Genomic DNA, 11,797 nt, shown 5'->3' with positions numbered 1-11,797 from the left:
ATCTCATGTCCGCATTAGCAGAGTTACTCACACCTCAAATCACCGGCCTGGCCGTGGCGGTGCTCGTCATGCTGGCCGTTGGCGGTGTCATATTCAGCCTGTTCCAGCCGGCCCTGTCCGGAACCAAGCGGCGCGACCAGCGTATGCTGGCTGTCTCGGCGCGGCCGCAGAGCGAGACACAACGCAAGGTGCTCAGGGACACCGACCGGCGCAAGAAGTCCATACAGGATCAGCTGAAGGATTTCGAGGATCGGCAAAAGGCGAAGCAGGACAAACAGCTCAAGGTTTCCCTGAAGACCCGGATGGAGCAGGCCGGTCTGAACTGGGAAATGAAACATTTCATTATTTTCAGCATCATCTGCTGCGTGATCTTCCTTGTCGTTGGACTTCTCGTGAGCGGCAATCTCTGGATCAGCCTGGCCCTGGGTTTCGCCGGCCTGTTCGGCATGCCGCGCTGGTATGTGGGCAGCAAGCGCAAGCGCCGCTTCAACGCCTTCCTCGATGAACTGCCGAACGGCGTCGACATCATTGTGCGCGGCGTGAAGGCCGGACTTCCGCTCGGGGATTGCATCAAGGTTGTTGCCCGGGAGGCGCGCGAGCCCGTCGCGACCGAGTTCCGCAAGATCACCGAGACACAGATCATGGGAGTTTCGCTTGCCGAGGCGGTGGCGAAACTGCCCGACCGGGTCCCGGTTGCCGAAGCCAATTTCTTCGCCATCGTGATCGCGATCCAGCAAAGGGCGGGTGGCGGTCTCGCCGAAGCGCTCGGCAACCTTTCCAAGGTGCTGCGCGGGCGCAAGGCGATGAAGCGGAAGATCACGGCCCTGAGTTCGGAAGCCAAGGCCTCTGCCGGCATCATCGGCGCCATGCCGTTCGGTGTCGGAGGCATCATGTTCCTGGTCGCCCCGAACTACATCATGCTGCTGTTCACGACGACATCCGGGAACATCATCATTGCCGGGGGGCTGTTCTGGATGTTCATCGGCATCATGGTCATGCGTCAGATGATCAATTTCGACTTCTAAGGGCTGCAACATGACTCTCGAAACAATCGCCTCGACCCAGTTCCTGGCCGCCGTCCTGGCCATGGTGGCCGTTACCGGCACGATTTTCTCGCTGGTGATGCCGCTGCTGTCGAACAACACCCTGAAGACGCGGATGAAGTCGGTCGCACTGGAACGTGACAAGCTGCGCGCCCGGGAACGGGCCCGCCTGCTGGAGCACCAGGCGGACGCACGCGCGTCCCTGCGCAACCAGCCCAAGGCCAAGATGAAGAGCTTCGTCGACCGGCTGAACCTGAAGGAAATGCTGTCGGACGAAACCACGACCGACCGGCTGCGGATGGCAGGGTATCGCGGTTCGGCACCGCTTTACTATTTTCTGACGGCACGCATCGCGCTGCCTGGCGTCATTTTTGTTTTTGCGATCACCTATGCGTTCCTGGTCCTGCCGGCGACGCTTCCGGCCCTGTCCAAGATCTGCTTTTGTATCGCGATTGCCGGCGTTGGTGCCTTTCTTCCGAACGTCTACCTGAAAAACAAGATCGACAAGCGCAAGCTGACGATCCAGAGAGCCTGGCCCGACGCCCTCGATCTGATGCTGATCTGCGTCGAATCCGGCATGGCCATTGAAGGCTCCTTCCAGCGGGTCGCCGAGGAAATCGGTGTTCAGTCCGTCGAACTGGCCGAGGAATTGTCTCTGACCACAGCCGAGCTCTCCTATCTGAGCGAACGGCGTGTGGCCTATGAAAACCTGGCCAAACGAACGGGCGTCGACGGCGTCAAGAACGTGATGATGGCGCTGATCCAGGCCGAACGCTACGGAACACCCGTCGGCTCGGCCATCCGGACCATGGCCGACGACACCCGCGAGTTGCGGATGCAGATGGCCGAACAGAAGGCCGCGTCGCTGCCGCCGAAACTGACCGTGCCGATGATCCTGTTCTTTCTTCCCGTCCTGTTCTTCATCATCATGGGGCCGGCGGTGATGCAGGTGCTCGAGGAATTCGGCAGCCCGTGACGGGCCGCGCTTCCGGAGCTGAAAACTCCGGAAGACCCGCCTGACCGGATAGCCGCTTGCCGACGGATGACAAGGGCATGGCCTTGCCGCCATCGATCCGGCCGCACCAGGCGCGAGCCGGGGCCGGGCAGGCCTTCTGAAGTCCCGTCCTGTCCTCATTCGATCCAGACAAGAGAAAAGTAAACCGATCCCCGCAACTGACAGAAGCTGGCCGAGTCGGCGCGGAGGGCTCATGACTGCTTGGCGTGAAGCCGGGCTGTTGAAAATGAACATGCGGCTTGCCGCGAGGCCCGTGCCCGGCGTTTTGCGCGGTGCACTTCGGCCGGGCCGGGGTGCTTGCAACACGTCCCGGACATCACCTGCAACGAAGGCGGGACGCGGCGGCGGGCCGTGTCAGCCGTTGCGGTTCTTCATCATGGTGCGCAGGTAGGCGATGTTGGCTTTCGCCTGCTGTGGGTCGAGTTCTGACTGGGCGACCTGAATGGCCTCGTCGTATTTGCCCTGAACGCCCAGGACGAGTGCCAGGTTCTGGCGCACGCGGCTGTCCGCTCCGGGCAGGTTTGCTGCCTTGCGCAGAGTGTATTCCGCGTCCGGAAGCTCGTTGGAGAGCAGGTAGGACAGGCCCAGATTGTTCAAAAGGCTGGGATCTTCAGGTGCGATCTTGAGTGCCTGCTTGTAAAGGCTGCGCGCCTTCTGATGATTGCCGGTCTGATCGTGGATAGCCGCTTCCGCGGACATCAGTTTCCAGTCCGGGGTGGCGGGCCGCTGCGCCCGCTGCAGAACATTGAGTGCCTCCTCGAACCGGCCGTTCATCGCCAGAACCTTGCCGTAGGCCGACGCGATTTCACGGTCCTTCGGATGCGCGATTACGCCGGACCGGAGCACGGCCATCGCCTGGGGCATCTGGCCGTTCTGGCTGAGTGCGCTGCCGTATCCGAGGATCGCGCTGCGGTCCTTGGGTGCGCGCTGATAGGCCTTGGACCACTTCGACACCTGGGCCAGGGCCTGACCCGAGCCCGGCGATGTGAACCCGGAGGCGGGCGAGTGGGTGCCCGTGTTCGACTTGTTGGAAGCGCAGCCGGCGACAAGGACAAGCGCCGTCATGGCCATCAGCGTCGAAGCCAGTCTGGTGCGACGGGAAACGGTACCGGGTCTGGACGCGTGCATCTTCAATATCCTTGTTGTCCGCGGCAGGTCATGGCAAGGGCTGTCTCGCCTTTCGGACCAGCTCTGCTTTCCCTGAGAAAATAGATAATTAACCCTAATGCTTGGTTAAGCCGCGTTGCGGATTGCGAGAACCGGCATGTGCCTGCCGCGGCATGTTGCGCTGCCGCGCAGGGGGGCTTAGGCTTCGGTGACTTGTCGATTTCAGCCGACTCGGCGAGCGGACGCCGAAGGGCCGGTAGTTCGGATGCCGGATCCCCATGCGTCTCACGCCGATTTCATTTCAACGGAGTTCTTCCCTTGCGCGAAAGTCTTGTCCGCAAAAGCGATGTTGCCAGCACCACACCCGTGATCGCCGTCACCGAGGCGACTTTGCACGATGTTCTGGCAGAACTCGGTGACGCCGCAAAAAGCTGGTGCGCCCTGAACGATTACATCGGCAGGCCGGGGACTTTTCTGCTTGTACCGGGTGCGAACGGCATCGGGGCAGCGGTCCTGTTCGGGACAGAGCAGACGGAGCTTCCCCATCCGTTCGCGCTCGGCGGTCTGGTCAACGCGTTGCCGGCCGGAGATTATCATCTTGCCGACGGGTTCCCCGATCCGGAACAGGCCGCGCTCGGTTTTGCCCTGTCCGCCTATTCCTTCGGCCGCTACCTGAAGGACGCCGGCAAGACGCGCCGGCTTGCCGTTGCCGATGAGTTTGATCTCGACCGGCTCGGCGTCATTCTGGACGGTGTGAAACTGGCCCGCGATCTCATCAATACACCCGCCAACGATCTGGGACCTGGAGAGCTTTCCCAGGCGGCCGCCGTCCTCTTCAGGCAGCACGGGGGCACCGGCCGGATCGTCATCGGCGATGACCTTCTGGAAGAGAATTTCCCCATGGTTCACGCGGTCGGCCGGGCCAGCCCGCGCGCTCCGCGCCTGGCCGACTTCACCTGGGGCAGCGACAGCGATCCGAAGATCACCCTGGTGGGCAAGGGCGTGATCTTCGATACCGGCGGTCTCAACCTGAAGCCCGGCTCTTCCATGTCGCTGATGAAAAAGGACATGGGCGGCGCGGCAAACGTGCTTGGCCTGGCCGCGATGATCATGGCCACGAAGCTGCCGGTCCGGCTGCGTGTGATCATCCCCTGCGTTGAAAACGCGGTGTCCGGCAACGCCTTCCGCCCCGGTGATGTCCTTCAGAGCCGCAAGGGTCTCACGGTCGAGATCGGCAACACCGATGCGGAGGGCAGGCTCGTGCTCGCCGATGCGTTGGCGCTCGGCGATGAGGAAAGCCCGGACCTGATGATCGACATGGCGACCCTGACGGGGGCGGCCCGTGTTGCACTCGGTCCCGACCTGCCGCCGTTCTTCACCGATGACGAGGTCCTGGCCGACGACATGGCCGTCATGGCCGAGGCGGCGGCGGACCCGCTCTGGCGCCTGCCGCTCTGGCGTCCCTACATGAAATATCTCGACAGCAAGATCGCGGACCTCAACCACATCAACACGTCTGGCACCGGCTTCGCCGGTTCGATCACCGCGGCCCTGTTCCTGTCGCGGTTCGTCGAGAATGCCGGAAGCTGGGCGCATTTCGACATCTACGGCTGGACCCCGATGGAAAAACCCGGCAAACCCGCCGGCGGCGAGGCGCAGGGCATCCGCAGTCTGTTCGACCTGATATGCGATCGGTATTCGGACACACAATAACGGTTCCGAAACGTGTTTGTGGTTTGCTGTCCATGGATAGGGATACGCTCATACATGGCTGTCGACCTGCGCGCCTCCCAGGCGCTGAAATTGCTGCATGATGTCAATCTGGCGCTGGTGCGGGACGGCGAACAGGATCTGTCCGCGCGCCAGATGACCATATTGCTGATCGTCTACCTGGAACCGCCGCCCCACACGGTGCGCGGGCTGGCGTCCAAGCTGAACGTGACCAAGCCGGCAATCACCAGGGCGCTCGACACCCTTGGCGGCATGCGCTTGCTGTCGCGCAAGCGGGATGAGGCCGACAAGCGCAACGTGATCATCACACGCACGGTTGAGGGCGCGCTCTATCTGGAGCATCTTGGCGACCTCGTGGTTGAAAAGGCCGGCGAGCTGCCGCGCTGACGTTACATTTTCCCGAAGAGGCCCCGCCAGTCATGTCCCAGGTTCTTGACCGCCGCCGTCATCCGGTCCGCCCGGATCTTGCCGCCATCGATTACCAGGGCCGCGCCGAGGCGGGCCGGTTTGTCGAAGGCGAGGTCATGCGGGTCACCGCGGACCGGCTGGCAATCCGGCCCGAGCCACGCGCCGACAGGCCCATCGACACCGAAGCACTGCGCGGCGAATGGATTACCGTCTATGAGCAGACACCCGAGGGCTGGGCCTGGGGGCAGCTCGACACCGACGGCTATGTCGGCTGGCTGTCCTCCGACGGCTTGGGTCCGGTCGCTGCCGCAACCCACCGGGTCCGGGCGCTCAGGACCTACCGCTATCCCGGACCGGACCTGAAGCTGCCCCCGCTCGGGCTTCTGTCCATCGGTTCAAAGGTGACGGTCACCGGCGAGACGGAGACGCGCGGTCTCGGCTATGCACTGCTCGGCGACGGTTCGGCGGTCGTCGCGAAGCATCTGGTGCCGGTGGACGCCGTCGAGGAGGACTGGGTCACTGTCGCCGAGGAATTCGTCGGCACACCGTATCTCTGGGGCGGCCGCTCCAGTCTCGGGCTGGATTGCTCGGCGCTGGTCCAGCTCGCCGCCCAGGCCGGCGGAATTGATCTTCCGCGTGACAGCGACATGCAGGAAGCCGAGGCCGGGGACGAAATTCCGCATGACGATCCGTCGGCGCTTCAGCGCGGCGATCTCCTGTTCTGGAAGGGCCATGCCGGGATTGTCGCCGGCCCGAACCGCCTGCTCCACGCCAACGGCCACACCATGACGGTGGCCTTCGAGGATCTGGACAAGGCCATCGAGCGTATCGCCGCGAGCGAATGGGGTGCGATCACCAGGGCGCGGCGGCTGGCGTAGGCCGTTGCGGGAAACGGTGGTGGACATTGACGTGCTCGCCTCGGCGTCCCTCCTCGGGATCGGCGGGCCGGACCGGGTTGATGTGGCGGCACTCCAATTGTGTCGCCCCGGCCGATCCGGGCGTGAGCCAAGCCGCCGCCGTCAAACGGTTCCCGCGATCTCCCGCCACAGCCGCTCTGCATCCCGCTCCACGGATTTGCCCGCGCGCCGGAACCAGTAGGCCGCGTTGCCGGGATCGTCCTCGATCAGGTGGCAGAGGGCGTGGATCCAGTCGTGGGCCGGATCGCCCTCCGCGCTCTGGCAGATGTCATGCGCGCGCTCCCATTCCGGACCGAGGCTCAGGGAGCCCTTCGCCAGCCACCAGAGCGCCTGTTTCGGTGGCGAGAAAGTGTCCGGCGGCGCGGCGGTTGAGAGGTCCATCGGGAATTGATCGGACATGAAACCCTCCCGGGTTGAAGTGACCTGGTGAACAAAGATTCTACGAACTGGACGGTATGGGCAGTTGCGGCTCGGAGTCGGATGCATCCTCGACCGATCCCTGAACCTCGCCCAGCTCCAGATCCTCGATCTTGCGGCTGCGCTTGGATATCTTGTCGGTGGAAATGAGAATCTGGTCGATGTCCTTGTTGGCCTGGGAAAAGTGCGACTGCAACTTGCCGACCCGGTCATTCAGCCGGCTGACATCGCTGATCAGGTGACCGACCTCGGCCTGGATAAGATGCGCCTGTTCGCGCATCTTGGCGTCCCTGAGAACCGACTGGATCACCTGGATCGACAGCATCAACAGGGACGGCGACACGATCACCACCCTGGTCCGGTGAGACTTCTGCACCAGATCCTCGAAATTCTCGTTGAGTTCGGCAAAGATGCTCTCCGACGGCACGAACAGGAACGCGGTGTCCTGGGTTTCGCCGGGCAGCAGGTATTTCCCGCCGATATCCTGGATGTGCTTGGTGAAATCGCGGCGGAACTGCGCCTGGGCGTATTTCAGCTGGTCGTCGCTGTCCGCCTTGCGCAGCAGGTTGTAGGCCTCCAGCGGGAACTTGGCATCGATGGCCAGCGGCGGCGCGCCGTTGGGCATGTGGATCAGGCAGTCCGGCCGGCTGTTGTTGGACAGGGTCGCCTGAAAGGAAAAGGTGCTCGGAGCCATCTGGTCCTGGATGATCGCCTCCATACGCCCTTGGCCGAACGCACCGCGTGTCTGCTTGTTGGACAGGATTGCCTGCAACTGGCCGACCTGGCCGGAGAGGTCGGTGATCGTGCTCTGGGCCCGGTCGATGACGGCAAGACGCTCGTGCAGGTGCCTGAGGCCGTCCTGGGTCCGCTTGCTGGTGTCGGCCATGGACAGGCCCAGCTTGTGGCCCATGCCGTCCAGGCGCTCGTTGACGGCGCGCATCATGTCGGACTGGCGCGAGCCGAACACCTCGGCCATGGTCTGCATCCGTCCGGTCATTTCCCCCTGGGATTTCAACAGCTGGGACAGGTGGCTTTCCAGTTCGTGAATGCGCTCCGCCGACGCCGTGTCCGCCTCTCCGCGCAGCCTGATCTCACGCATGGTCTTCAGCACCAGCCAGACAATCAGGCTCAGCAGCAGCAGACCGCAGGCAATCGCGGTTTCCAGGACTGTTACCGGACGGCCGCCAAACTCAAACAGGATCTCGTTCATGAAACAAACATAGAACGATTCGCGGGCCGCGCCCATCCGCATGCAGCTCGAACTGCGTCGAAAATGGCTGAGGTCCGGGAGAATTCCGCGTTGACCGGGGCAGCGTGATTGCCTATGTGAGGCGAATGAGCAAACGACCGATCATCACGATTCCCGACCCTGTGCTGCGCGAGATCTGCGCACCGGTCACCGCCGTGGACGACAGCATCCGCGCGCTGGCAGACGATATGCTGGAGACAATGTACGATGCGCCGGGCATTGGCCTTGCTGCCAGCCAGATCGGTATCCTGCAGCGTATCTTCGTGCTCGATGTCGCCCAGGAGGATGCGCCGAAGGACCCGCTGGTGTTCATCAACCCGCAGATCGTCTGGGCCAGCGAGGACACATCCGTCTATCAGGAAGGCTGCCTGTCGATCCCGGAATTTTTCGAGGATGTCGAGCGGCCTGCGGAAGTGACGGTGAAATTCCTGAACCGCGAAGGCGGCGAACAGGAACTCAAGGCCGACGGCCTCCTGGCGACCTGCATCCAGCATGAGCTTGACCATCTCAACGGCAAGCTGTTCATTGACTACCTGTCGAAACTGAAGCGCGATCGCGTGGTCAAGAAATTCTCCAAGCAGGCAAAGATGGCCGGCAAATCCTGATGGTCCGGACACCTTGGGACGGACTGCAGGGAACCAAAAGGGGCGGTTAACTTATGGATCAGGCCTTATTCCTGAAACTCTTCGCCGCGCTCTTCGCAATCATGAACCCGATTGCCAACCTGCCGGTGTTCCTGTCGCTGACGGCGGACAAGGGCGCCGCCTTTGAGCGCAAGGTTGCCGTTACGCTGCTGATCGGTCTTGTGGCCGGGTCGGTCGTGATCGGCCTGACCGGCAGCGCGCTTCTGAAGGTCTTCGGCATCAGCCTGGACGCCTTTCGCCTCGCCGGCGGGTTCCTGATCCTCCTGATCGCGCTCAATCTGATATCCGGTGAAAAAAGCAAGGCGCATCACGGCACCGAAGAGGAACAGGAACATCATGCGGAGCAGGACAACCCGGCGATCTACCCGCTGACCGTGCCGATCCTGCTGGGGCCGGGATCGATCTCGACCATGATCATCTATCGTGGCCAGGTGAGCGATTTCTCCGGCGAGATCGCCTATGTGGCGGCCATAGCCGCCGCCATCGGGCTTCTGGTCGGCACCTTCTTCGCCGCGCCCTATCTGTCGCGATTTCTCGGGCAGACCGCCACCAGTGTCATGAGCCGCCTGATGGGCATGATCCTGGCGGCGATTGCCATGGAAATGATGGTCGACAGTCTGAAAGCCCTGTTGCCGGGCCTGGCCTGACGGCGACCTGCTGCGGCAGAGCCGCTGTAAAATCAGGCATGAAGCGTTGCCGCGAGGGATCGCGGCAAATCGGGGACCACGCGACATCGCGCTCTTGCAAGGCTCGGTCCGAGACGCAATAAGGGGCCGACTGTCTCGAACCGCTCAGGAACCTCATGTCTCTTCGCGTCATCTTTATGGGCACCCCGGACTTCTCGGTGCCGACCCTGATGGAAATCGTCGGCCAGGGCCATGACGTCGTGGCCTGCTACTGCCAGCCGCCACGGCCGGCGGGCCGAGGCATGGAGCTGAAGAAATCACCGGTGCACGAAGCGGCCGAATCCTTCGGCATCCCGGTGTTCACGCCAAAAAGCCTGAAGGACCAGGACGAGCAGGCCGCGTTCATGGCCCATAACGCGGATGTGGCTGTCGTGGTCGCCTATGGCCTGCTGCTGCCGAAAGCCATCCTGGATGCACCGCGACTGGGCTGCCTCAACCTGCATGCCTCCCTGTTGCCGCGCTGGCGCGGTGCCGCGCCGATCAACCGGGCCATCATGGCAGGGGACACCGAAACGGCTGTTCAAGTGATGCGCATGGAAGAGGGGCTCGACACCGGGCCTGTCTGTCTGTCCGAAACACTCGCCATCGGCGAGAACATGACGGCCGGTGAATTGCACGACCGTCTTTCCACCCTGTGCGGCGACCTGATCGTGCGGGCGTTGCCGGCGCTTTCCAGGGGCGCGCTCGGCGAGCAGCAGCAGGCGGAAGACGGCGTGACCTACGCGGCCAAGATCTCCAAGCAGGAAACCCGCATCGACTGGTCGAAACCGGCGCGCGAGGTTCACAACCACATTCGCGGCCTGTCGCCCTTCCCGGGCGCCTGGTGCGAGATGACGCTCGGCGGCAAGCCGGAGCGGGTCAAGATCCTGCGCAGCGTTCTGGCGGAAGGCGCGGGCGCGCCGGGGACTGTTCTGGCGGCAACCGGCCAGGGCGAGGCCCCCCTGATTGCCTGCGGTTCGGGCGCGGTGCGTCTGGAGCAGGTGCAACGGGCCGGCAAGAAGCCGATGAGCGGCGCGGATTTCCTCCGCGGCACGACACTTTCTGCCGGCACGGTTCTGGATTAAGCTGGGCCACAGGAGACACGAATGACCGATGCCGCCGCTGCCCTTGGCCTGATTGTCCGGGATTTTATCTCCGCCGACGAGGCGGTCGTGCGCGATCTTCTGATCGCAGCTTTCCCCTCGGACATGGAAGCGCGCCTCGTGCACACGCTGCGCCATTGCGGCGCTTTGGTGCTGGAGCAGGTCGTGCTCGATACCGACGGGCGGATCGTCGGCCATATCGCCTACAGCCGGGTTACCCCTGCCGGTGTCGGTCCGGGACAGGCCATGCAGATCGCTTGCCTGGCGCCGGTTTCCGTCTGGCCGGACAAGCAGAAATCCGGCATCGGCTCGGTCCTGATCCGCGCGTCGCTGGATCGGCTGAAGCAGTTGGGCGAGGATCTTGTGCTGGTGCTCGGACCCCCGGCCTATTTCCCGCGTTTCGGTTTTGACGCCGGCCTGGCCAGGAAGGTGCAGGGGCCCTATGCAGGCGCGGCCTTCATGGCCCTGGCCCTGACCGAGGCCGGATCGCGAGACCTGCCGATCGAGGTCGCCTTCGCGACGCCCTTTGAAGAATTCGAATAATGCCACGCTACAAGCTGACTGTGGACTATGATGGCCGTCCCTATTGCGGCTGGCAGCGACAGGCGAACGGCCCGTCCGTGCAGGCGGTGATCGAACGGGCGCTCAAGGGGTTTACCAGCGAGGACGTCTCCATCGGCGGTGCGGGCCGCACCGACACCGGTGTCCATGCCACCGGGCAGGTCTGCCATGCGGATCTGTCGAAAGACTGGCCGGCCGAGACGGTGATGCGCGCGGTCAATTTCCATTGTCTGCCGGATCCCGTGGTGGTGCTGCACGCGGAGCAGATGCACAACGGCTTTGACGCCCGCTTTTCCGCGATCAGGCGCTCCTACCGCTATCGCATCCGCAACCGGGTGCCGGCGCTGACCCATGACCGCGGCCTTGCCTGGCACGTCAAGTCAGAGCTCGATGCGGAGGCGATGCACGCCGCGGCGCAGGAATTCGTCGGCCACCACGATTTCACGACTTTCCGTCACACCCGGTGCCAGGCGAAAAGCCCGGAAAAGACGCTGGAGCATTTTTCAGTGCGCAGGGAAGGCGAGTACGTGATTGCCGAATGTGCCTCCCGGTCCTTTCTGCACAATCAGGTCCGTTCCATGGTCGGGTCCCTGAGGCTGGTCGGAGAGGGCAAATGGCAGCCGGGCGACATCACCCGGGCTCTGGAGGCGCGTGATCGCCAGGCCTGTGGTCCGGTGGCACCGGCGGACGGGCTTTACCTCACCCGGGTCGACTACCGACCGGTCGAGATCGATCAGGAAGAGTGGCAGGACAAGAAAGCGCGCAAGGCAGCGATGGCAGCCGGGGATGACAGCGGGACCTGAGCCTCGGGCCACACGGGAAAACCAGGCCCAGGCGCACCAGGCACCAGGGCTTCGCCTTACAGTCCCTTGAGAGAGTTTGCCGGCCCTTGAGGGTGGATTGCCCGGGATATGGATCCTCGTCCGCCCGATAGCAG

Annotated in this window: 13 protein-coding genes; 10 read left to right on the top strand and 3 right to left on the bottom strand. The window is 63.4% G+C overall.

The genetic code is table 11. The annotated features are described in order from the left end of the window. Positions 1-5 precede the first annotated feature (5 nt). A complete protein-coding gene (locus WNZ15_RS02020; protein WP_342891260.1) occupies positions 6-1,025 on the top strand; it encodes a type II secretion system F family protein in 1,020 nt (339 codons plus the stop codon). A 10-nt stretch (positions 1,026-1,035) separates the two neighbouring features. Next, on the top strand, positions 1,036-2,019 hold the full coding sequence (locus WNZ15_RS02015) for a type II secretion system F family protein (protein WP_342891259.1): 984 nt from the start codon (positions 1,036-1,038) through the stop codon (positions 2,017-2,019). Positions 2,020-2,412: 393 nt separating this feature from the next. Here the strand turns inward: WNZ15_RS02015 and WNZ15_RS02010 are convergent, their stop codons facing one another. Then, positions 2,413-3,186, bottom strand: a complete 774-nt coding sequence (locus WNZ15_RS02010; protein WP_342891258.1) for a tetratricopeptide repeat protein — start codon at positions 3,184-3,186, stop codon at positions 2,413-2,415. 297 nt (positions 3,187-3,483) lie between these two features. Between WNZ15_RS02010 and WNZ15_RS02005 the strand changes: the two genes are divergently transcribed. Genes WNZ15_RS02005 through WNZ15_RS01995 form a run of 3 tightly spaced genes read left to right on the top strand, consistent with a single transcriptional unit; the run spans position 3,484 to position 6,182 of the window. After that, positions 3,484-4,878: a leucyl aminopeptidase family protein gene (locus WNZ15_RS02005; protein WP_342891257.1), complete on the top strand. Its 1,395-nt coding sequence runs from the start codon at positions 3,484-3,486 to the stop codon at positions 4,876-4,878. A gap of 54 nt (positions 4,879-4,932) precedes the next feature. Further along, on the top strand, positions 4,933-5,283 hold the full coding sequence (locus WNZ15_RS02000; protein WP_342891256.1) for a MarR family transcriptional regulator: 351 nt from the start codon (positions 4,933-4,935) through the stop codon (positions 5,281-5,283). A gap of 32 nt (positions 5,284-5,315) precedes the next feature. Further along, positions 5,316-6,182, top strand: a complete 867-nt coding sequence (locus WNZ15_RS01995; protein ID WP_342891255.1) for an NlpC/P60 family protein — start codon at positions 5,316-5,318, stop codon at positions 6,180-6,182. A gap of 141 nt (positions 6,183-6,323) precedes the next feature. Here WNZ15_RS01995 and WNZ15_RS01990 read toward each other — a convergent pair whose 3' ends face one another. Both WNZ15_RS01990 and rmuC read right to left on the bottom strand, forming a co-directional pair. Continuing rightward, entirely contained in the window at positions 6,324-6,620 is a 297-nt protein-coding gene (locus WNZ15_RS01990; RefSeq protein ID WP_342891254.1) for a hypothetical protein, read from the bottom strand. 40 nt (positions 6,621-6,660) lie between these two features. Then, positions 6,661-7,848 carry a DNA recombination protein RmuC gene (rmuC, locus tag WNZ15_RS01985; RefSeq protein ID WP_342891253.1) on the bottom strand — a complete coding sequence of 396 codons (1,188 nt, stop codon included), beginning with the start codon at positions 7,846-7,848 and terminating at the stop codon, positions 6,661-6,663. A 125-nt stretch (positions 7,849-7,973) separates the two neighbouring features. On the opposite strand from rmuC, the gene def reads away from it, so the two are divergent. From def to truA, 5 genes are all read left to right on the top strand, one after another. Further along, positions 7,974-8,492, top strand: a complete 519-nt coding sequence (gene def, locus WNZ15_RS01980; RefSeq protein ID WP_342891252.1) for a peptide deformylase — start codon at positions 7,974-7,976, stop codon at positions 8,490-8,492. A gap of 53 nt (positions 8,493-8,545) precedes the next feature. After that, positions 8,546-9,178, top strand: coding sequence for a MarC family protein (locus tag WNZ15_RS01975; RefSeq protein WP_342891251.1), 633 nt, complete (start codon positions 8,546-8,548; stop codon positions 9,176-9,178). A 155-nt stretch (positions 9,179-9,333) separates the two neighbouring features. Continuing rightward, complete coding sequence (fmt, locus tag WNZ15_RS01970; protein WP_342891250.1) at positions 9,334-10,281, top strand: methionyl-tRNA formyltransferase; 948 nt, start codon at positions 9,334-9,336, stop codon at positions 10,279-10,281. A gap of 21 nt (positions 10,282-10,302) precedes the next feature. After that, positions 10,303-10,842, top strand: a complete 540-nt coding sequence (locus WNZ15_RS01965) for an N-acetyltransferase (protein WP_342891249.1) — start codon at positions 10,303-10,305, stop codon at positions 10,840-10,842. Then, positions 10,842-11,663 carry a tRNA pseudouridine(38-40) synthase TruA gene (gene truA, locus WNZ15_RS01960; RefSeq protein WP_342891248.1) on the top strand — a complete coding sequence of 274 codons (822 nt, stop codon included), beginning with the start codon at positions 10,842-10,844 and terminating at the stop codon, positions 11,661-11,663. Before WNZ15_RS01965 ends, truA begins: the two co-directional genes overlap by 1 nt. Positions 11,664-11,797: the final 134 nt, after the last annotated feature.

The sequence above is a fragment of the Roseibium sp. AS2 genome (assembly GCF_038900065.1).
Classification (GTDB): Bacteria; Pseudomonadota; Alphaproteobacteria; order Rhizobiales; family Stappiaceae; genus Roseibium.
This window is presented reverse-complemented; position numbering and strand designations above follow the sequence as displayed.